General features: G+C 36.6%; 13 protein-coding genes. 12 read left to right on the top strand and 1 reads right to left on the bottom strand.

Annotated elements, in window-relative coordinates:
• Positions 1-9 precede the first annotated feature (9 nt).
• Both AVL50_RS06090 and AVL50_RS06085 read left to right on the top strand, forming a co-directional pair.
• Positions 10-3,165 (top strand): efflux RND transporter permease subunit, encoded by a 3,156-nt coding sequence (locus tag AVL50_RS06090; RefSeq protein WP_062615596.1) that lies wholly within the window; start codon positions 10-12, stop codon positions 3,163-3,165.
• Positions 3,152-4,549 carry a TolC family protein gene (locus AVL50_RS06085; protein WP_063850571.1) on the top strand — a complete coding sequence of 466 codons (1,398 nt, stop codon included), beginning with the start codon at positions 3,152-3,154 and terminating at the stop codon, positions 4,547-4,549. Before AVL50_RS06090 ends, AVL50_RS06085 begins: the two co-directional genes overlap by 14 nt.
• Before the next feature lie 246 nt (positions 4,550-4,795).
• On the opposite strand, the gene AVL50_RS06080 is transcribed toward AVL50_RS06085, so the two are convergent.
• Entirely contained in the window at positions 4,796-5,401 is a 606-nt protein-coding gene (locus AVL50_RS06080) for a hypothetical protein (protein WP_062615594.1), read from the bottom strand.
• Positions 5,402-5,747: 346 nt separating this feature from the next.
• On the opposite strand from AVL50_RS06080, the gene AVL50_RS33290 reads away from it, so the two are divergent.
• From AVL50_RS33290 to AVL50_RS06030, 10 genes are all read left to right on the top strand, one after another.
• Entirely contained in the window at positions 5,748-6,041 is a 294-nt protein-coding gene (locus tag AVL50_RS33290) for a hypothetical protein (protein ID WP_172826775.1), read from the top strand.
• Between the two features lie 392 nt (positions 6,042-6,433).
• Positions 6,434-6,802 (top strand): DUF423 domain-containing protein, encoded by a 369-nt coding sequence (locus AVL50_RS06070; protein WP_062615592.1) that lies wholly within the window; start codon positions 6,434-6,436, stop codon positions 6,800-6,802.
• A 51-nt stretch (positions 6,803-6,853) separates the two neighbouring features.
• Positions 6,854-8,551, top strand: coding sequence for a single-stranded-DNA-specific exonuclease RecJ (gene recJ, locus AVL50_RS06065; RefSeq protein ID WP_062615591.1), 1,698 nt, complete (start codon positions 6,854-6,856; stop codon positions 8,549-8,551).
• Positions 8,552-8,583: 32 nt separating this feature from the next.
• Positions 8,584-9,483, top strand: coding sequence for a rhomboid family intramembrane serine protease (locus AVL50_RS06060; protein ID WP_062615590.1), 900 nt, complete (start codon positions 8,584-8,586; stop codon positions 9,481-9,483).
• A gap of 557 nt (positions 9,484-10,040) precedes the next feature.
• Positions 10,041-10,850 (top strand): rhomboid family intramembrane serine protease, encoded by an 810-nt coding sequence (locus tag AVL50_RS06055; RefSeq protein WP_062615589.1) that lies wholly within the window; start codon positions 10,041-10,043, stop codon positions 10,848-10,850.
• A gap of 308 nt (positions 10,851-11,158) precedes the next feature.
• Positions 11,159-12,616 carry an Asp-tRNA(Asn)/Glu-tRNA(Gln) amidotransferase subunit GatB gene (gatB, locus tag AVL50_RS06050; RefSeq protein WP_062615588.1) on the top strand — a complete coding sequence of 486 codons (1,458 nt, stop codon included), beginning with the start codon at positions 11,159-11,161 and terminating at the stop codon, positions 12,614-12,616.
• A gap of 174 nt (positions 12,617-12,790) precedes the next feature.
• On the top strand, positions 12,791-13,888 hold the full coding sequence (locus AVL50_RS06045) for a TlpA disulfide reductase family protein (protein WP_157491170.1): 1,098 nt from the start codon (positions 12,791-12,793) through the stop codon (positions 13,886-13,888).
• Between the two features lie 356 nt (positions 13,889-14,244).
• Positions 14,245-15,789 carry a M28 family peptidase gene (locus AVL50_RS06040; protein ID WP_082795685.1) on the top strand — a complete coding sequence of 515 codons (1,545 nt, stop codon included), beginning with the start codon at positions 14,245-14,247 and terminating at the stop codon, positions 15,787-15,789.
• Between the two features lie 361 nt (positions 15,790-16,150).
• Positions 16,151-16,456, top strand: coding sequence for a hypothetical protein (locus tag AVL50_RS06035; RefSeq protein WP_157491169.1), 306 nt, complete (start codon positions 16,151-16,153; stop codon positions 16,454-16,456).
• 368 nt (positions 16,457-16,824) lie between these two features.
• The gene (locus AVL50_RS06030; protein ID WP_062615584.1) at positions 16,825-22,836 is read left to right on the top strand and encodes a fibronectin type III domain-containing protein; all 6,012 of its coding nucleotides are present in this window, start codon (positions 16,825-16,827) and stop codon (positions 22,834-22,836) included.
• The last annotated feature ends 156 nt before the right edge of the window (positions 22,837-22,992 follow it).

Here is a 22,992-nt window from a genome sequence, read left to right as displayed (position 1 = left end):
TCCAATTTCATGTTACAAAAATTTATTGACAGACCTGTATTGTCAACAGTAATCTCTGTGGTGATTACATTGTTGGGGATACTAGGTTATATGGACTTACCGGTATCTCAATACCCCAATATCGCTCCGCCTACTGTTGCTGTAACAGCCAGTTACCCAGGTGCCAGTGCACAGACCATTCTTGAAAGTGTGATTGTGCCGATTGAAGAACAGATCAATGGTGTGGAAGGCATGACGTATATGACGTCGAGTGCATCCAATGACGGTGCGGCTTCTATTACCGTTTTCTTTGAGCAGGGCATTGACCCCGATGTGGCGGCGGTAAACGTTCAAAACAGGGTGGCAAGAGCCAATGCCAAATTACCGGCAGAGGTGATTCGTAGTGGTGTGATCACAGAAAAGAAGGAAAACTCTTCTTTGATGTATGCAGCCATCTATTCAGAAAATAAAGATTATGACGAGACTTTCGTGTCCAATTATTTTAATATTCAGCTGAAACCTGAGTTGCAAAGGGTAAAAGGGGTGGCCTCTGTTTCTCCGTTTGGAGCCAGAGATTATTCGATGAGAATATGGCTTGATCCTGCGAAAATGTCGACGTATTCAGTGACGACTACTGATATTCAAAATGCCATCAATGAGCAAAGTTTAGAAGCGGCAGCAGGTGCTTTGGGACAAAACTCCGGTTCTCCTTTTGAGTTTGTAATCAAATATAAAGGCCGTTATAAAACACCGGAAGAGTACAAAGATATTATTATCCGTTCGGAAGGAAATGGCCGTTATTTACGTTTGAAAGATGTGGCGGATGTAGAGTTAGATGCCTTTTCTTATGATACAAGGTCCATCACATTAGGGCACCCAAGTGTGAGTTTTGGTATTTTCCAAACACCAGGTTCCAATGCGCAGGAAGTGATCGAAAACTTGCACGTAGAATTGCAGCGCTTAGAGAAGACCTTCCCTGATGGTATCAAGTACGTGATCAACTATGACACCAACAAGTTCTTGACGGCTTCTATGGATAAAGTGAAAATAACATTGATTGAAGCCTTTATCTTGGTATTCCTTGTGGTATGGATCTTCTTACAAGACTTTAAGTCTACATTAATTCCAGCCATTGCTGTACCCGTAGCCATTATTGGTACATTCTTCTTCTTGGGTGTTTTAGGATATTCCTTAAACTTATTGACGCTTTTTGCATTGGTACTCGCCATTGGTATTGTGGTGGATGACGCCATTGTAGTAGTGGAGGCCGTCCATGCCAAACTAGATAATGGAGAGAAAGATGCACACAAGGCGACAAGTAAAGCCATGAGTGAAATTTCTGGTGCCATCATCTCTGTAACATTGGTAATGGCGGCGGTATTCGTTCCAATTACTTTTATCAAAGGTCCATCAGGTGTATTCTATGAGCAGTTTGGTGTGACATTGATTATTTCGATTTTAATCTCAGCCGTCAATGCCCTGACACTAAGTCCGGCCTTGTGTGTACTCTTCTTAAAGTCACATGAAGGGGAAGAGAAAAGAACATTTTTAGATAAATTCTATGAAGCTTTTAACCTAGCATTTAATATAGGTGTAAAGAAATATACAAGAACTTTACAGGTATTCTTAAAGCACAAGTGGCTTACATTGGTGGCATTGGTTTTCAGTTTTGGAGGCATTTATTATTTCGATGCCAATACGCCATCAGGTTTTGTTCCTTCAGAAGATAGAGGTGTAATTTTTATCAATATGGAATTGCCAATTGGTTCTTCAATGGATAGAACTTTTGCTATGACAGAAGAAATGTTGGCGGCTATTAAAGGAACGGAAGGGGTACACTCTGTATCCATGCGTTCGGGTTCCAACTTCTTCTCAGGTGCAGGTAGTTCATACGCTTTAGGTTTCGTGCTTTTGAAAGATTATAAAGAAAGAACAACTCCTGAAACAACTAAAGACGGTATCATTGCAGAGATGCAAAGAAGAACGGCTCATATCAAAACGGCCAGAACGATCTTCTTTGTACCTCCAAGTATCCCAGGTTTTGGTAGTTCAGATGGTTTTGAATTCCAGATCTTAGACAAAGCTTCAGGTCAGTTGTCAGGATTGGATGAAGTGGCGAAAAAATTCACTTCAGAAATTCAAAAGTCAGAAGTAATTGCCTTTGCTTCCAACTCATTTAATATGGAATTCCCTCAATTAGAAATGGAAATTGATGTTGCGAAAGCCAAAGAATCAAAAGTATTGGTGGGTGATATTTTCAAATCCATGCAAGGGTTTATCGGCGGTTATTATGTGGCGGACTTTACACGATTCGGTAAACAGCTTCGTGTGAATATGCAGACCAAACCGGATGATCGTAAGAATGAAGGAAGTTTGGATAATATGTTCGTCAGAAATAGCGAAGGGACTATGGTTCAGATTTCAGAATTTGTGAAACTGACAAGGTCCTATGGTCCTCAGTCTATCAATAGATTCAACCTTTATAATGCCGTTTCTGTAAAAGGTGGTGTAGTTGCAGGACACAGTTCAGGTGAGGCCATTGCTGAAATCAACAGAATTGCTCAGGAAACATTGCCATTGAATTACGAAATCGCTTACTCTGGCTTGACAAGAGAGGAGATCAGTTCATCAGGGCAGTCGGTCTATATCTTTATGCTGAGTATTTTGTTTACGTACCTTTTCTTAGCGGCGCAGTATGAAAGTTATGTTCTTCCATTTGCTGTATTGTTCTCTATACCTTTTGGGGTATTGGGTGCTTATAGTTTTACAAACTGGAGAGGTTTAGAAAACAACATTTACTTCCAGGTAGCGATGATCATGTTGGTAGGTTTATTAGCTAAAAATGCCATTCTGATTATTGAGTTTGCCTTGCAAAGAAGAAATGAAGGATACTCACTTTATGATGCCGCAGTGGAAGGTGCAAGAGAGCGTATTCGTCCGATCTTAATGACATCATTTGCATTTATCTTAGGTTTGACTCCATTGGTAATGGCTAGTGGAGTAGGAGCTGCTGGTAATAAATCTATTGGTACAGGTGCTGTGGCAGGGATGTTAGTGGGTACTTTATTAGGACTGATTTTTATTCCGGTATTGTTCGTGGTGTTCCAGGGCATTCATGAAAAACTATTTAAGAAGCGTACTCCTCAAAAACCTGAAAAAGAAGAACTAGAACATGCAGTATACTAAATTAACCCTATTAAGTGTACTCCTAAGTATGCTTATGTCTTCTTGTCTGATCCGTAAAGATTATACAAGAACTGTAGAGATAGACGACGAAAGCCTTTACAGAATCACCAACGAAAATGTGGCCCATGATCAGAATTTTGGGCAAATCATCTGGTCTGATTTCTTTAAAGACAGCTTGTTGACAGATTATATAGACAGAGCTATCACCAACAATTACGATGTAAGAATAGCATTGGAAAATGTGGAGATTGCCAAGTCACTATTCAAGCAAGGAAAGAGTGTAAACCAACCGACTGTCAATGGTAATATTTCGGCGGGTTACACCCAAAACTCTGCCAATACTCCAATAGGTAATGCTTTTGGTAATCAACAGCAATACAATGTGGGAGTGGATATGTCTTGGGAAGCGGATATTTGGGGTAAATTAAAAGCCACAACGGAAGCTTCAAGAATGAATTTACTGACACAAGAGGAAGTAAAGAAAGCTATTGTTTCTGATTTGGTCAGCCAAGTGGCCTTTAATTATTACCGCCTGATTGGTTTTGATAAACAAAGAGAAATTTTGTTGAAAACGATCAAATCAAGAGAGGAAAGCTTAGAGGTGACGGAAGCATTGTACAAAGCTGGTGAATTGACTTTGGTGGCCGTAAAGCAATCAGAAGCTTTGCTTTACAATTCAAAAGTGTTGTTGGTGGAAGCGGAGAAGAACATTGAAATCTCAGAAAATGCCATTTCTTTCTTAATGGGAGAAAACAACCACGCCATTGAAAGGGATTCTGTATTCAATGACCGTTTTGATTTTAAGTTAGATGTAGGTCTGCCTATACAGTTATTAGAAAACAGACCTGATGTAAAAGCAGCGGAGTACAATTTGATCAGTACTTTTGAAAGGGTAAATATCGCGAAAGCAAATTTCTATCCTTCTCTAAGAATTTCTGCTTCAGCAGGCCTTCAAAGTATTCAAGTGCAGGATTGGTTTAACCCGTCTTCTTTCTTGTTTAATGTTTTAGGTTCAGCAACACAACCGATCTGGAATCAACGTCAGATTAAAACACAATACGAGATCACACAAAGCGAAGAGAAAATTGCTTTACTGAATTTCCAGAAGCAAATCCTTTTGGCAGGGCAGGAAGTCTCGAACTCTGTTTTAATTATTGACAAACAAGAAGAGGTGATCATCAATCAAGAAGCAGAATGTGAAGCTTACCGTCTAGCGGTAGAGTATTCTCAAGACCTTTTGGGGTCAGGATCTGCCAATTACTTGGAAGTAATCACTGCCCGTCAAAACCTTTTGCAAGCAGAAATCATTTTGGTCAATAATAAATTGGTGAAAATTACAGAACTGATCCGCTTGTATAACGCCTTAGGTGGCGGATGGAGCTAGGTTTTTGAGGGAAGAGTTTTGAGTTAAGAATTAAGAGGGAAGAGGGATGAGGTATTTCCTCCTTTTATATCGCAAGTGTTAAGCCGATAGGCGCCACTTGTGATGGCACATTGGCAAAGTCTCCTGACTTCGAAATGAATAAAAATAGGGTATTTATATTCGAAGTCAGGAGCCAATAATCAGTTCCAAGTGGCACTGTCGCTTAATACTTGAAACATCGTGATTGGATCTGCTCTATTTTATTTTTTAGAAAAACATATAGCCCAAATTAAACCTAATTTCCATCCCTTCTTTTTGATATAAATCTTGATCTGTAGGAGTGTGATCAGGTGTGTATAATCCAATAGGGTAACTTGCTAATACCTGATAAATAAATCCTTTCTTGCCCACATGTCTGTAAGTTAACTGTGGTGCAATATAGGCTTGAAAAGGAAAAACTCTTCGTTCTGCGTAAGTGTCAAATGATGAACCCGCTAATCGTTTTCCAGTATCCCATTGTCCCAGTAATGCAGCGCTTAAGAAAAGCTGTTTAAGATGTCCCCTTTTAGATATTCTATTGTCATGGATATAATATTTTGGAGCAATGGATAATACATTGAATAATCCAAGGGCAGTTCCATCAATATAGTTGTTTGTACCCATTTCAAAACTGACATCCCCTTGAATTCCCCATTTATCACTAAACTGATAATCATAGAAAAGATGAATATTAAAAAGTGGAAGCATTTTAAAGGAAAAAGGTGTATTTAAGATACCCATGTGTGAAATACCTTTCTTTACTTGTTGAGAATAAGAAGAAAATGAAATTGTGAAAAATAAGAATAGCAGGATTGATTTTATTTTGAATGACATTTTAGATTGAAGATTACGTTGCTTTTTCAATTAGTTTATACCCTAGATAAATGAAGGAGAATTGATGACAAGGTGTATACTTTGTTTTGGGATCTTTTAACAGTGATTGTAATGAAGCGTTAAGAATGTAGAATTAAGAAAAATGGTTTGTGTGGACGTTGCAGAGATGGTCTTTTCTACACCATGTTTCAAGTGTTAAGCGTTAGCGTCACTTGGAACTGAGTATTGGCGAAGTCTCCTGACTTCGAATATAAACACCATAATTTCATTCATTTCGAAGTCGGGAGACTTCGCCAATATATCATCACAAGTGGCGCCTTTCGGCTTAACACTTGCGATATAAAAAGTGGGAGATGTCTTCCCAAAAGCCCATAATTTCAATTATGGGTCTACGTCTACGAGTATACGGCATATGGTCTTTGTTGTGGTTCAGCGGACGTTGCAATGCAACATCCCTACAGGGTCTCTTTCAATCAATGATACTTCAATTGAAAAGATGTCGTTATGTAGAGCCACAATGCCTTGTGGCTTAAGAACCACCATAAAAACCACTTACCAACTAGATTTTCTATTATTTATGGAATTTAGAAATCAGGAGATTTCTGGTGATCTGCAGGACACGAATGACGCTATCGCTTAACATTCGCGCCAGTGGGAGATGTCTTCCCATAAGCCCATAATTTCAATTATGGGTCTACGTCTACGAGTATATGGCATATGGTCCTTGTTGTGGTTCGGCGGACGTTGCAATGCAACGTCCCTACAGATGGTATTCTTCATTCATTATCCCTATCTTGCATACTAAGTACTAGGACAGAAGAAAAGGGATAATTTTAGCTTGTTATTTTTTATTCTAATCAAGGCAGATTTGCAGAGCATAGCCTTAGTTACGCGATAAAAATCTAACAAGGCAGATTTGCAGAGCATAGCCTTAGTTACGCGATAAAAATCTAACGAAGAGTAGGATAAAAAAGATAAGATAAAATGTACCTTTACTTTTGTCACAGTACTTATATAAACCAACAAACAAAAATGGAGAAAAAAATCATTCAAACAGGAGCCATAATTTGTGCTTTGGCCGTTGCGATAGGTGCCTTTGGTGCACATGGATTGAAACCCACATTAGAACAGTTTGGAAGGACCGAAACCTTTGAAACAGCAGTGAAATATCATTTTTATCATGGATTAGGCTTGTTGCTTTTAGGAGCATTAGCCAATAAGATAGAAGGAAGCTGGTTGAAATGGTCTGCCGTATTTATGGTATTGGGTATCCTTATTTTCTCTGGAAGTTTATATATATTGTCAGTAACCGGAATCACATGGTTAGGAGCGATTACTCCTATTGGTGGTGTAGGTTTTATTGCTGCTTGGGTGGCATTGGCCTTTGGCATAAAAAAATAACGTACGCGTCGTTGGGGTTGACCTATTTGTCTACCCACAAAATAACAGAACATGAATAAACAGTGGACATTAATCCCTGAACCTAAAGAAGAATACGTCAAAGCTTTATTAAAGCAACCCAATGTGCCCAAAGTGATAGCAAGTTTGCTGGCACAAAGAGGAGTGCATACTATTTATAGTGCACGCGACTATTTCCGTCCTACATTAGAAAAACTGCACGATCCATTTTTAATGAAAGATATGGATGTGGCTGTAGCCCGTCTGACATTGGCCATTGAGAAGGGAGAACGTATTCTTTTTTATGGAGATTATGATGTAGATGGCACAAGTGCTGTAGCTTTATTTATGCATTTCTTTCAGGATTTTTATCCTAATATAGACTTCTATGTTCCTGATAAATACACTGAAGGATATGGTGTTTCATTAAGAGGCGTAGAATACGCTGTTGCTACCAATTGTCAATTGATTATCTCGTTGGACTGTGGCAGTTTGAATCATGATGAAATAGCAGAGTCCATCCATAGAAATATAGATTTTATAGTTTGTGACCATCATCAAGTAGGAGAAGAATTACCGGAGGCAACAGCCGTTTTGAATCCCCAAAGAAGCGATTGCAACTATCCGTTCAAAGGGCTTTCAGGATGTGGTGTTGGATTTAAACTATTGCAGGGCTTTTGTCAGAAACATGGCATTGACCCAACGCCTTTATGGCAACATCTAGATTTGGTAGTACTTGGAACTTCTTGTGATGTGGTACCAATGCTGGATGAAAACAGGGTATTATGTAATCAAGGTTTAAAGTATCTCAAAAATACTGAAAAAGAAGGATTAAAAGCCTTGTTTACCGTATTAAACCTTACGCCGGCGGATTTAAAACTACAGGACTTAGGATATAATTTCGGGCCATTGATTAATTCAGCGGGAAGAATAGCACACGCACAAATAGCGGCGGAAGTTCTATCATCCAAAGATCCCAAAGAAGCTCTGGAACAAGCCAAGGAACTCGGTCGTATCAATGATCTGAGAAAAAAATATGATACGCAGAATACCAAAGAGGCAATGGAGATGGCCGAAACAGAACAAAACAAGAGTGCCTTAGTTTTATATAGTGAAAATTGGCACAAAGGTGTTTTGGGTATTGTAGCTTCAAGGTGTGCTGAAAAATATGGTAAACCAACGGTGGCACTGACGCTTTCAAGAGATGAAGTGACAGGTTCGGCAAGAGGGATAGGTGATTTTGATATTCATGCTGTTTTGACCAGCTGTCAGGACTTGCTGACAAAGTTCGGCGGTCATACTTCAGCGGCAGGTGTGTCATTAAAGGAGGAAAATCTGTCAGCTTTTAAGCAAAAATTTGTGGCAGAAGTGGACAAACTGACGAATGGAAAGGAATTTGTATCGGAGGTAAAAGTAGATTTAAATGTAAATCTATCCGATCTGGATCTTGCTACCGCAGGTATTATTGAGAAAATGAGGCCGTTTGGACATGATAATCCTCCACCTGTTTTTCAAGCTAATAATGTCATTGTAGACGGTACTCCAAGAGTGTTGAAAGACAAGCACCTTAAGATGAAAATAAGTCAAGGAGAAAGAGAACAAAAGTTTGATGCCATCGCTTTTAGTCAGGCAGAAAAAATGGAAGCATGTGTTGGCGGTAAAGTGGATGTTCTTTTTAGATTGGAAATCAATGAGTATAAAGGAAGGAAAAACCTGCAGCTCAACATTAAAGAAATCAAGCCTTCAGAATAGTATATTTTGAGGTTAAAGACTAAATTATAAATATGGGACAGAACTTAACACCTTATGTTAAAATACTGCTGATCATGAATTTGGTGATATTTGCCTTGCCGTATGTCGGTGGCATTTTACCCAATATGTCAGCAGAGTACATCGATGCATTTATTTCGGATTCTTTAGCCTACCATCATCCTTGGTCTGAAAAGTTCCAGATCTTTCAGCCTGTCACTTACATGTTTGTACACAGTGGTTTCCGTCACTTATTTTCCAATATGTTTGCCCTATTTATTTTCGGGCCAATGCTGGAGAATGTATTAGGATCGAAACGTTTCTTGATTATGTATTTCCTGACAGGGATTTTTGGCGGTTTGTTATTCGGAATGGTCGAATTTTATGAAGTGTACAACATAGAGGTCTTAGGTGCTGAATATATGATGAATCAAACACCTCAGAACTTTTACAATTTTGCAAATGGCTATTCTAACTATGAATTCTATCAGAAATTTGGTGTTTTAGAACTATTGCAATATGGTAAGCAAAACTATCTTCCATATGTAGAGAGTGTAGGTAATATTTCATTGTATGATTTTACAGAGAATGTATTTTTCTCATCGCCAGATAATGCCAGTTATAAAGAGTTAGGATCAGCGATGGTGAAAATGTTCCATACCTTAAAAATTGATAGTCCTATGATGGGTGCCTCAGGAGCTATTTTCGGCATCCTATTCACTTTTGCCTACCTGTTCCCTAATTTAAAATTGATGCTTTTATTCCCACCTATTCCAATCAGAGCGAAATACTTGGTAGGTGCTTATATCTTATATGAAACATATGAATTGATTGCTCAAAATCCAGCAGATAATGTAGCACACTTAGCCCACTTAGGAGGAGCTTTGTTCGCTTACATTTTGATGAAGAGATGGAGATATCAGAGCTATCAGTAGTTTGAGTTAAGAGTGAATAGATCTGATCGTGGTCTGTAAAATGACGTATACAGGGACGTTGTATTGCAACGTCCTCGCGAACCATCACAAGAACCACCTTGCTTTTAACTTCAAAGCCTTGAATTTTTTGCTTCGTTTTTGTTTCAAGACAAAAATGAAGAAGAAGGAAGCTTGGAAGTAGCACCTTTAAAGCTTGCAGAAAAATCAATTGATAACTACCGGAAATTTAGTTGACAAAGTAGTTGTCTTAATATTGAAATAACCATAGATTGACGTCTTCTAAATAAGGACTTCATCTATCTAATATAAAAATGTAAAAAGGGATGAATAATAAGGAACATTTTTAAAAGTAAGGGATTTTCCGTAAATTAAAATACCTAATACTTAAACCTTTATGATTAAAGTAGGTTCTCTAATTATCACCCATTAAACCTTTATTATAACTTCTTATGAATGGCTTTATCTCCGATTTAAAGTATACATGGAACAAACCTGGAAGTGGGCTACTTCGACTAATTATTGTAAATGTTGTCGTATATGTTTGTATGAGTCTTTTGATGCTCGTATTCAAACTGTCAGGTTTACATGGTATTTATGATCAATATATCTTCAGCAACGTAGCCTTACCTCCTTATATATTAGATGCAGTAGTGAAGCCGTGGACGCTTATCACTTACTTCTTTATGCACAGCATGAGTGATTTCTTCCATATCCTTTTCAACATGTTGATCATGTATTGGTTTGGAATCATCTTTACTGAGTTTTTAGGCGACAAGAAGTTAGTTGCATTATATTTCCTAGGTGGTATTGCAGGCGGTTTAGCTTACTTATTGATGTACAATGTGGTACCTTATTATAAAGGACACATGGAAATGGTAAGTGGATTGATTGGTGCATCAGCTTGTGTATATGCAATTGTAGTAGGAGCAGCAACGATTGCCCCTGATTACAGAATAAATCTTTTGTTTGTTGGTCCTGTAAAAATCAAATACTTAGCGGCTGTTTATATTTTCTTGTCTTTGATTCAGTCGGCAGGCAGTAATGCTGGCGGAGAAATTGCTCACCTTGGCGGTGCTTTGATGGGATTCTCTTACGTTTCTTTACTGAAAAGAGGGACAGACCTTGGAAAGCCATTATATGCGATGACTAATTTCTTTACAAATCTGACGAAATCAGATAGAAAATTGAAAGTAGTACATAGATCAAAAAAGAAAACAGCCAGTAAGACACAGACCACTTCTACCACAAATCAACCATCACAAGATAGTGTAGATGAGATTTTGGATAAAATATCAGAAAGAGGGTACGAAGGCTTGACGCAGGAAGAAAAAGAAATACTATTCAAGGCAAGTCAACGTAAACACTAAAGATGATTTATGGTAGGTACAAAGCCAAAAATAATTTTGTCTTGGTACTTAAATAAAATGTGATCGATAATTTTATCATTCCACTTAGTGTAATTCCCTTTATTTTATTAATATTGTAATGAAATAGCTTAAAAGTCATTTTTTCTTAAAAGAATGACTTTTTTGTTTATGAAATTTTAAAAGTAACAATCAAGCACAATTGAAGGTGTAGCCATTAAACTGCAGATGAGTCAGGTACTTATTAACCTTTTTATTTTTTTCAACTGCTCTACACTGACTACCAACGCTTTGAAATAAATACATAGCATATGGATAAAGCAATTTTGGATAAATATGAACTTGTAGTAGGATTGGAGGTTCATTCACAATTACAGACTCAAAGTAAAATTTTTGCTTCAGACCCGACGACCTACGGTCAAGATCCTAATGTTAATGTCAGTACAATTACACTAGCATTGCCGGGCACATTACCCAAAGTGAATAAATCTGTAGTAGAGTATTCTATAAAAATGGGATTGGCATGCCACTGTAAAATTTCAGAATATCAATTCTTCGATAGAAAAAATTATTTCTATCCAGATTTGCCAAAAGGATATCAAACCACTCAAGATAAAACACCTATATGTATCGGTGGACACGTGGGTGTAGTCACTAAAGCAGGTGAAAAAAGTACGGTGATTCTAAACCGTATTCACATGGAAGAAGATGCCGGAAAGTCAACACACTTAGAAGGTTCGCCTGATACATTAGTGGATTTGAACAGAGCTGGAGTGCCATTGATGGAGATCGTAACAGAACCTTGTATTCATGATTCTGCTACAGCGGCGGCATTTGTAGGAGAAATCCGTAAAATTGTCCGTTACTTAGAAGTATCTGACGGTAATATGGAAGAAGGTTCATTACGTTGTGATGCCAACGTTTCTGTTCGTTTGAAAGGCGATACAAAGCTAGGGCAGAAATGTGAGATTAAGAACATGAACTCTATGCGTAATATCCAAAGAGCCATCGATTATGAAATGCAGCGTCAGATTGCCATGATTGAGAAAGGAGAGGAGATCATTTCTGAAACAAGAACGTTTAATGTTGAAACGGGAAAAACCTACGGGATGAGAACCAAAGAGACATTAAATGACTATAGATATTTCCCTTGCCCAGATTTACCGCCTATGATTGTAAAACCAGAGTGGGTGGAGAAAATCAAGCAAGAGATGCCAAGCTTGCCGTATGAATTGGTAGAGAAATTTATCTCAGAATTCAAGCTTTCAGAAGCAGATGCGTATCAGTTGACGGAAACTAGAGAAACAGCAACTTATTTTGAAGCTATATGCGGTGCCACAAAGAACTTTAAATCAGCAGCAAATTGGATGAACGGTCCATTGAAATCAATGGTCAACGAAAGCGGTGTATCTTATGCTGATCTTTCAGTTCAACCGGCTCAAGTTGCAGCAATTATTGGATTGGTAGACGACAAAAAAGTAAGTCATGCTGCCGCAACGCAACAATTATTGAAAGCAGTAGCTGAACGTGAAGGAAGCAAGCCAGAAGAAGTAGCTAAAGAGTTAGACCTTATTCAAGACAGTGGAGATGACTTCTTATTGCCATTAGTAGAGCAAGCAATTGCTAAATTCCCGGATAAAGCAAAGGCATATAAAAAAGGAAAGAAAAACCTTTTAGGCCTCTTTATGGGAGAGGTGATGAAAATGGCAAAAGGCAAAGCAGACCCTCAAAAAACAAATCAATTGCTCCGAGAAGCATTGGAAAAATAAAGATCTGTGTATATTGCATATTAGAAAGCACCTTGTTATATGAATTAATAAGGTGCTTTCTCAGTAAAACGTTGATTTTTTTAACCTTTTTAAAGTCTTATGCTATGGTTTTAGAAGGAAATAAGTCAATATTACTGCTGTATTGAGAACATAGCATTAAGTAAACGTATAACAGTGAAAACATTACACAACATTTTTTTCCTACTCCTTGCTTTTATTATGGTAAGTTGCGGTGGGTCTAGTGTAGGAGATAAAACATATCCTGCTTCTGTAAAAATTTCTGGTACTCTTAACGATCAAGCTGAAGGTACAAAAATCATATTATACACGATTCAAAGTGTTGGCGGTAAGAAAAATGTGGCAGAGACAACAACGGATGCGAAAGGATCGTTCACATTAGAATATACTGTTCCAAAAATTGGTCTATATACTTTAAATATTGGTAATCAAGCGGAAGAGCTTCTTGTACTTGAAACAATGGATTTGAAGGTTGAAAACAGCGGAGAATTCTTCAAGATTACAGGTTCTAAAGAAAATGACCAATTGAATGAGTTGAAAAAAATGTATGATTCCTTCTCTGAAAAAGGAAGTGAGTTGCAACAGGAATATGCAACATCTGAAAATAAAGAAGCTGTTTTAGAGAAGTTCAAAAAACTACAAGACGACCAGAAGGAAGCTGTCAAAGCAATGCTTAAGAAAATGGACGGAGCCTATGTGACTTTGGTAGCCCTAAACTTTATTCAAGATAAAGAAGGTAGTTTTGAAGCAATCTCAGAAACTATTGAAAAGCTAGAAGCAAAATTCCCTCAAGACAGTTTGGTGATGGAAGTAGCAAAAAGTTATAATGCTTTAAAAGCTACAATGGTAGGCTCAGAGGCAATGCCAATTGCATTAGCAAGCCCAGAAGGAAAGACAATTGCTTTGGAATCTTTCAGAGGAAAATATGTAATGATTGATTTTTGGGCGTCTTGGTGTAGACCTTGCCGTATGGAAAATCCAAATGTCTTGAAAGCTTATACAAAATATAAGGACAAAGGTTTTGAAGTGTACGGTGTATCTATCGACAGAGATGCTGAAGCTTGGAAAGGTGCTATTGCACAAGATCACATTTCATGGACTCAGGTACTAGATGCTGATGGTGAAGTAGCAAGACAATATGGAGTGGAGGGTATCCCTTTTACTTTGCTATTGGACCAAGAAGGAAAGATCATTGCTAAAAACCTAAGAGGTGATGCTTTAGAGAAAAAGCTTGAAGAGCTTCTAGGAAAATAAGAAATAACATGACTGAGTAAATTCAGTTCTAATTTAAGCAGTAGGACATTTAAAATTAGGATAAGTTGGATAGTTATTTTTTAGTCTAATAAAGTCATAATAGAAGAGCTACGTGATGATATTCTAACGAAGAGTAGGCTAAAAAAGAAAATCCAAAACTTCTGATTTTCATTGATCAACTGCTTTTAAACCCCAAAAATGTTGTTATGACTTTTTTGGGGTTTATAATTTTTAAGCCTATTTTCGAACTAAACTATATAAACACGCATGATTAAAACTTAAATCAGACTAACTATAATTAGATAATAAGCTTCTTCATCGTGTTAAAATCAAAATAAATTAAAGTTAAACTATTTATGAATTGCAAAATAAATATCATTACTAGCCTATTGGCTCTATTCAGCCCCTGCTTTTTATTTGCTCAAAATGTTACTTTATCTACAACTGCTTCAGAAATGAATAGTGTAGTAAGTTATTTATCAAAAGATGCTTTAGAGGAGCATACCAAAGTATTGGCAAGTGATGAAATGAAAGGTCGTAATATGCTGGAAGGAGGACATAAACTAGCAGCTGACTATATCAAATCTTTTTATAATCTTAATAATATTCCAAAGTATAATGAGGAACGAACCCTTCAATTTCCAACTTTTGTCCCTCAATACACAAAGTTTAAAGTGTATAATCAGAATGCCATCTTGACAAAGGATCACTTTGACTTATTTCCATTTAACAGTGTTGATCTGAATGGAGATATAGAAATTTTGTATGTAGATAAAATTGATTTTAAGAATCTATACAGAAGGTATACTAGAGATAAAGGAGTCATATTTCATCATTATGACCCTTTTGATAAAATGAATACAGTGAAAATTGAAGACCTAGATGCAAAAATTTTATTCTCAATCAAGGACAATGAACACAATTTAAATCGTAAAGACTTTAGGTCAATTAGTAAACAACTACCAATTGCTTATTTAAGAAAATCGGAATATGAAAAATGGATTGCTAAGAGCGATGATGCTTCTTCTGAGTGGGTCGGTGTAAATTGGAATACAATTCTTTCTTTATTTTCGGAGGAACAACAAGAAATGATTAGTAGGTACAATATGCTTAAGAAGAAAGAACAAAGGCAACTAAAAACCGAAATACATATAGAATCAAAATATGAAGTTTTGGAATATGAAAATGAGCATATTCTAGGGTTTATTGAGGGGACTGATTTAAAAGATGAAATAATATTGGTGAATGCTAACTATGATGGAATTGGAGTTCAAAAAGGTGTAATTTACAATGGAGCAAATGCAAACGCTACAGCAACCGCTGCAGTAATGGAATTAGCATTGGCCTTTCAAAAAGCAAAAGAAGCAGGTTATTCACCTCGAAGATCTATACTTTTTGTAAACTTTACCGTCAATGAGATCTTCTCAATAGGTGAGTTTTTCTTCTGTGAGTATTCTGGCTTACCAATAGATAATATTGTAGCCAATATTACTTTTAAGCAATTAGGGAGAAAACATAAAGAGGTAGAAGATGAAAACTATTGTTACTTGCTTGGTACACAACTGCACTCTTCAATGTATGAGAAGATCATTCTTGAAACGGCGAACACCTATGAGAAGGACCTGAAAATCTATACCAAAACTTCAAGCAGTACCTATTATGATAATAATCGAGTTTCTAATGCACTAGTGTTTAGAAATATACCAACTACTGTTCTAACAGATTATTGTCAAGAGGATTTATATGCCCCCACAGACGATGTTGATAGAGTTAACTTTGACTTAGTTTATAAAAGAACAAAACTAGGGATGAAATTAATATGGGAAATGGCTAATCGTTCGGATACTTTAGAAAAAGATTTATTTGTACCGAATAAGCATTACCCTGAACATTATTGGTAAGTACAAATTCAAAATTATCTCATACTAATACTAATTCTATTTATTGTTTTGTGATTACTTCCTTCAAAAAACGTATTAATAGTGGTTCTATTAATACGTTTTTTAGCGTTGTAAGCTCAAAAAATAAATTAGAATTAACTATGATTTATTTTTGACTTAGTACTTAAAACACAATTATTTAGTAAAAAGGAGAGTTTGTATAAAGTGTTCATGTAATGATTGGGAATACTGTTTAATAGTCATTGAACCAAGTAGTAGTAAGTAATTTACCTAAAATTGAACGATGGGTAATCTTCTATCTGAAATAGAGTCGTTTTCCGGGAGATTTACAGTATTAATAAAAATTATAACTCTCTCTGATATGAAAAATTATTCTAATGTATATTTGTCGTTAACCGAGACAAACAAATTTCTCGTTGAAAAAGTTCAATGGATAGAAAAAATTAAAAAATTATATAAAGTTTGTATCAATTATGTTGAAAATGAATTGATTCCGTCAGTTGACAGCATTAGAAATCTTCAAAAAAAATATACACCTTTATATCCATCTACGCTAGAAACAGACGTTCCAGTTGTTGTTTCAAACATTCTTACCATTCCGTTAGAATTACATTATAAGAAAAGGAAAAAGGATAATAAAGAGGAGAATTTAGATTATTCCGGTTAGATAAAATCCTTTATACTTAAAATGATAAGTGGTAGGGAAATTCTCAAAAATTAAACCACAGGCCTGGCAATTGGTCAATGTTAGGAGAAATGAAGTCTTTATATTGTTTTACCAAGTAAAACTGTTAATAGGCTACTTTCAGAGCGGTTTATTTACTATATTCCTATAAACCTAATTTAATGAGAAATTAATGATTTACCCGTTTAACCTAATTTTAAGTATATAAATCTATTTCTATTTAACTGATGAAGAGGAAGTGATAAAAATGCTTTTACTCTACCTCTTTCAATCTATTTTAATGTTATCACTCTTTAGACCTAATTTTATTAAGAGTGATTGCTACCTAATGCAATACCCTATTATCACTCATGAAACCACTTACTACTTCAGCATTTTTCTACCAGAAATTGCTGTTTATCATCGCTACACTCCTATGCCTGAATGTACCCGTTTTAGGCCAAGATATCATAGAAGATATAACAGGAGAAGAACCCGTTTATCATAAGTTTAAAAGATTGAAAGATGATCCCATTGCTCGTCAACAGTTTGAGCATTTAATGTTGGAAAATCCAATCACACATGAAATTCCGGCTAATATTTTTGATCAGGAAAAGGCATTCATTCAGAATATACATTTCCAGAACGCTAGACTTTCTAATCTATCAGCTTCCAATCTGAATACACCGCAATGGCTAAAAAGAGGCCCTTTTAATGTGGGAGGTAGAACAAGAGCGTTAGCAATAGATCAAACAAATGAGAACATTATTTTAGCCGGAGGTGTTGCCGGTGGGTTATGGCGTTCAATTGATGGAGGAACGAGCTGGACAAAAGTAACTGAGCCAACGGACCGTCAAAGTATTACCTGTATTGCACAAGACCCAAGACCACATTTTTCTAACGTTTGGTATTATGGTTCGGGTGAGGTTTATGGTAATTCAGCTTCTGGTGGAGGAGCAGTTTACAGAGGTAATGGAATATATAAATCTACCGATGGAGGTGTTTCATGGACTTCTTTATCTGGAACCACTTTCGACCCTACCATTTCAGGAGGAGATTTCCAATATACCTCAAGTATTGTAATTCATAATGATGGAGGAATTTATGTAGCACATCAAGGAGGAATTTCAAGATCCGTCGATGGTGGTGTTACTTGGAATAAAGTTATTGATAACGAGCATTCCATTTATGCTGAATTAGAAACGGATGCTTCAGGGAAACTATTTGCGACGCTTTCGAATCATGGTTACTTCATGTCGGAAGATGGGGAGCAATGGACTGAAATAACACCATCACAGGTGGCGGCCATTAATTTAAACAGGACAGTCATTTCTTCTGCTCCATCTAATTCAGATGTGGTTTATTTCTTTGCACATACACCTGGAAAAGGAACAGGAAACCATATGCTATTCAAATACACCGTTTCAACAGGTACATGGGAGGACCGCACTCAAAACCTTCCTGCATATGGCGGTTATGTTGGAGACCTTTCACAAGGAAGTTATAATCAATATATAGAAGTGAAACCCAATGATGAGAATGTTGTCTTTATTGGAAGTACTAATCTTTACAGATCTACAGATGGTTTTTCAAGTACAACTAATACAACATGGATAGGAGGTTATGCACCAGCCAATAATGTGAGTCAATACAAGAATCATCACCCTGATAATCATGCGATGGTTTTCTTACCATCCAACCCTGATATAGTAATTACAAGCCATGATGGAGGTGTTTCAAAATCAATCAATATTATGGCGAAAGAAGTGCAATGGGAATTCCTAAACAACGGCTATTATACTACTCAAGCTTATGCTATTGCAATTGATGAAGGAACTGCAGGTGATGCAAGGATATTGGCAGGGTTTCAGGATAATGGAAAGTGGTATACGGATGCTTCTGCTGCAAATGCAGATTGGGAAGAAGAATACGCTGGGGGAGATGGATGTTATGTAGCGATTGTATCAGGAGAACATATCCGATATACAAGTACTCAATATGGAAAAATTTTAAGGTTTAAAGGTGATGATCCTTCAAGACCTTTAGATTATGATGGTATTCAGCCAAGAGATGCAACAGGTCAGTTGTTTGTTCACCCGTATATCCTTGATCCAAATGATGAAGATGTGATGTATTATCCAGCCAAAACTAAACTATGGTTTAACTTGTCTTTATCAAGTATTAATTCAGGTTATACATTCAATGGTACTTCAAAAGGCTGGTCAACTTATTCCAATGTATCTACTTCTGGAGGAATTACAGCATTAGCCGCCTCAACTGTTCCAGCCAATATTGTCATTGTAGGAACTGGAAATGGTAATATCTATAGAATCAATAATTCAAGATCAAAAACTTCATCGGTAGATTTCATTTCCTCTGGAAAAGGATTACCGAATGCTTATGTTTCATGTATTGCTGTCAATCCAAAAGACGCAAATCATATTGTAGTGGTTTACTCTAACTACCAGACAAGAAGTATCTTTCAAACGAAAGACGGAGGCGTAAACTGGACACACGTATCGGGTAATTTAGAAGAAAATGAAGATGGTTCTGGAGCTGGTCCTTCCATTCGCTGGGCAGAATTCCATCAGCCAGAAAATGGAGAAGAAGGGCTTTTTGTAGGAACAAGTGTTGGCCTTTATTACGCTCCTCTGTCGAGTATTGCGGAAGGCACACAATGGATGCAGCAAGGTGAAGAGGAAATTGGTGATGGTGTAGTGACCATGATCAAAACAAGAGAGGATGGATTGGTTGTTGTAGCCACACATTCCAACGGCATTTACTCTTCTTATTATGGAGTTCAATCAATGCCTCCTTTGGTAAAAACAACAATAGAAGACCGTAATTATTCTTTAGGTGAAATTACAGAAGCTATAGACCTTAGAGATATTTTTGAATCCCAAAATCAAAATGAATTAGTGTTTGAGGTGGTGACGTCAGATACCAGCATTATTCACACTTCTATTTCAAATGATACACTTTATATCGAAACCAATACGTCAACAGGAATAGCAGAAGTAACACTTTTAGCATATGATAATACACTTTCATCTAAAATTCAGTTTAGAGCAAAAGTAGATAATATTATTCCAGCCTTGCACACTCAAACCAATAACACAGGGTCTACTTATAGGTCTCAGTACTTCCTTGATTTCCAAAAAGCAGTCTACTTGGCAGATGACATTACAGTTCCGGAGGGTAAAAATTGGGTCATCTCTAAAATTAAAGCCTATGGCCGTAGTACAGGTATAGAAGTGCCAAATGTTGAGGTATTTATTTTTGAAGATGATAATGGCAAACCTTCTAACAAAGAAGTATATCACTCAGGACATGTAGCCGTATCTTCCTATGATGATGGAGCAATTACACATATTTTACCTACACCTGTAGCACTTTCTTCTGGCAGATATTGGATTTCTGTAGCAGCTGTGATGTCTTATAGCAAAGAAGGAAGCTGGTTTTGGAAAGGTACAGGCGACTTGGAAACAAAAGGGGAGACATTTTATTTGATTGATCCTGATAATCTTTTTGGAAGAAGTTATTCGGATTGGACTGACCCAAAAGAATTTAGTGCAACAGATACCAATTTGTCTTTTGATGTATTTGGATCAACCACTGGAAACAATGCAATTGATGAACTGACGGTATTGAACGCATCGTTGTTGCCTGATGAAAATATAGCATTGGATTGGGATGGCATTGACAACGTTTCTGGCTATGAAATAGAAAGAGCAGAACACCAAGAAGGACCATATGAAGTGGTTACTAAAGTATCATCCGATAAAATCAATTGGGTGGATAAATCACCAAAGGCATTAGGAGAAACGTATTATTATAAAGTGAAAGGATTTAGTGCTGAAGGTATAGCAAGTAATTCACCTATCGCATCAGCAACATTGAAAGATATTCCAAATCCTATTGAAAACTTGACTGTTGAACTTCAAAGTACAACAAGACATCTTTCTGTGAATTGGGAAGATAAAAGTGATACAGAAGATGGTTTTTATGTTGAATATTCTTTAAATCCAGATAAAGGATTTGTACCATTAGCAATTGTAGATCGAAATACCACATCTTATGATTTTACCAATAATACTTTAGGTTCTATCCGCTATTACATTAGAGTAACCTCTTTTAATGGAAGTGGAAGGTCAACACCAGTAACGGCTTCTATATTCACTCGTTTGGAAGCTCCAAGAGATGTATTGTATGAGGAAATTACTCCAAACTCTATTTTATTCACTTGGAAAGATGTTTCAGCATTGGAAACAGGTTTTTTAATTGAATACTCTACTGATTTAGGTAAAACTTTCCCACATTCTTTTGTCACTGACGTAAATCAGCAATCGTTTCTTGTAGATGGTCTTAAAAAAGGCTTTACTTATTACTTTAGAATCAGTGCTGTCAATGGTCTTTTTGAGGGTAAACTGAATAGTATTTATTTACTGTTTGTACATACCATGAGCAACAGCTCCAAACCAAATGCAGTAGAAGAAGTGAATATCACAGCGCTGGATAATGCAATTGAATTAGTGTGGAAAGATAATATTGAAAATGAATTAGGGTTTGAAGTATTAAGAAGGAAAACAGGGGAATCGGAATTTACATTAGCGGCTTCACTGGAATACAATGACAGTACGTTTGTGGATCTTGATGTAGAAAAAGGAGAAGTGTATGAATACGTGATTAAGAGTTATAATTCTCTTGGAAATTCTTTAAGCTCGCCAGTGTCAGCTCAAGTGCCTATTGCCGCTCCACTGATTACGAGCCTAGAAAAAGTAAATGGAGGACATCAAATTCAGTGGGAAGATCTTTCGGATTTAGAAGAGCATTATGTCGTCTATCGTCAGGAAAAAGAGGAGGAATTTGAAATGTTGGCTATTTTGGATGCTTCAGTTACAAGTTATACAGATGCTCATTTCAATTTGAACACAGAATATACATACAAAGTGGCATCAGAGAGAAACGGAGTGTATTATGATTCAGAATGTAAATCCATTTCTACAGTGCCTCCTGCACCTGTTGGTTTAGCTAATTTTCATATTCAAAATACCACACAGCATACTGTTAAACTTAGTTGGGAAGATATGCATTCGGATGAGCATGGCTACAGAATTTTTAGACAATCTGAAGATGAAAGTACTCCACAGCCTATTGCTGATGTGAATGCCGAAACCAGAATATTTAATGATAGCTTACTTTCTGAAAATACAACTTATACCTATAGTATTCATGCCTATATATTTGATATTTGTGGAGATACTTTAGAGTTGGAGGCAACTACTTTAGAAAGGGAAATCGAATCGCCTGTGAAACCTTATCAGTTAACTTTGAATTATGACTCATTAGACAATACAGTCACAATTACATGGAATGACTCATCTGAAATAATAGAAGGCTATGAAGTGTATAGAAAGCAAAAGAATGCAGTTGCATCGGCAATATTAATCGCCTCACTTCCATCAAATCAGCTTTACGTAGTAGATGCAGATTTTGATAAATATCAAGATTACATTTATAGTATTGTTGGATTGAATAGAAAAGGGTCATCTGATCCAGCAAAAATTAAATATAAAGGACAGGAAATACCTCAACCTGAAGAAGAAGAAGATCCAGAAGAGGAGGATAGTTCAGAGGATGAAGAGGATACTAATGAGGAGGACGATACTACCGATGAAGATTCGTCTGACGAAGAGGAAGACCCAGCGACTGATGAAGAGGAAGGTGAAGACGATGATGATACTTCAGAAGACGATGATACAACAGACGATGGAGAAGAAGATCCTGCGAAAGAAGATGAAGATTCAGAAGATGAAGAGGATCAGTCAGATCAAGATAGTGTTATTGTAAAAGCACCTTCTCAGGTAGTAGCCACTATGCTTGATGATTATTTAAGAATTTCTTGGCAGGATAATTCAAGAAATGAGGAAGGTTTTCACATCTGTTATTATGACTCATCTTCACATAAAAAAGTATTAATCGGTACCACGGATAAGAACTCAAATATTTTTAGAGATAGACGTTCATTTGAGGATGGTAAACATACTTATTATATCAGTGCTTTTACTACATCGGCAGTGAGTGAGGAAATTAAATTTGAATATGTTCATGAATCTTCCACAATTCTAGATGCTTTCATAGATCAGCTCGATGCTAAGGTTTACCCTAACCCAAGTAATGGTGTTTTTGCCGTTGATTTAGAAGATAGTTGGTCTAATGGAGTAGAAGTTAGTGTCTTCAGTACAAGTGGCAGAAAAGTATATCAAGGAACGTTCAACAGTAATCATATTCAATTGGATATCTCGCATCTCTATTCCGGACAGTATATTGTTCAGTTTGCAGGGAATGGAAAGCGAATAAGGAAATCAATAATAAAGCGATAGTAAGGAGTGATTTGGGGATCAGGTTCTAGTAACTTGATCCCCTTTTATTCTTAATGGATCTCTTAATAAAAGTAAAAACCGTTATTATTAAATTCGCGTCACTTAAATTCGCTCTGAAATCCACATTGTTTCAACACAAAACGATTTATTTTACAG

This window comes from Flammeovirga sp. SJP92 (assembly GCF_001583495.1).
Lineage (GTDB): Bacteria > Bacteroidota > Bacteroidia > Cytophagales > Flammeovirgaceae > Flammeovirga.
Note: the sequence above shows the minus strand (reverse complement) of the source record. Positions and strands in the feature narration are given on the sequence as shown.

Coding starts and splice junctions, on each gene's coding strand:
- AVL50_RS06090 (WP_062615596.1), top strand. CDS start 10: ATGTTACAAAAATTTATTGACAGACCTGTATTGTCAACAGTAATCTCT.
- AVL50_RS06085 (WP_063850571.1), top strand. CDS start 3,152: ATGCAGTATACTAAATTAACCCTATTAAGTGTACTCCTAAGTATGCTT.
- AVL50_RS06080 (WP_062615594.1), bottom strand. CDS start 5,401: ATGTCATTCAAAATAAAATCAATCCTGCTATTCTTATTTTTCACAATT.
- AVL50_RS06070 (WP_062615592.1), top strand. CDS start 6,434: ATGGAGAAAAAAATCATTCAAACAGGAGCCATAATTTGTGCTTTGGCC.
- recJ (WP_062615591.1), top strand. CDS start 6,854: ATGAATAAACAGTGGACATTAATCCCTGAACCTAAAGAAGAATACGTC.
- AVL50_RS06060 (WP_062615590.1), top strand. CDS start 8,584: ATGGGACAGAACTTAACACCTTATGTTAAAATACTGCTGATCATGAAT.
- AVL50_RS06055 (WP_062615589.1), top strand. CDS start 10,041: ATGCTCGTATTCAAACTGTCAGGTTTACATGGTATTTATGATCAATAT.
- gatB (WP_062615588.1), top strand. CDS start 11,159: ATGGATAAAGCAATTTTGGATAAATATGAACTTGTAGTAGGATTGGAG.
- AVL50_RS06040 (WP_082795685.1), top strand. CDS start 14,245: ATGAATTGCAAAATAAATATCATTACTAGCCTATTGGCTCTATTCAGC.
- AVL50_RS06035 (WP_157491169.1), top strand. CDS start 16,151: ATGAAAAATTATTCTAATGTATATTTGTCGTTAACCGAGACAAACAAA.
- AVL50_RS06030 (WP_062615584.1), top strand. CDS start 16,825: ATGAAACCACTTACTACTTCAGCATTTTTCTACCAGAAATTGCTGTTT.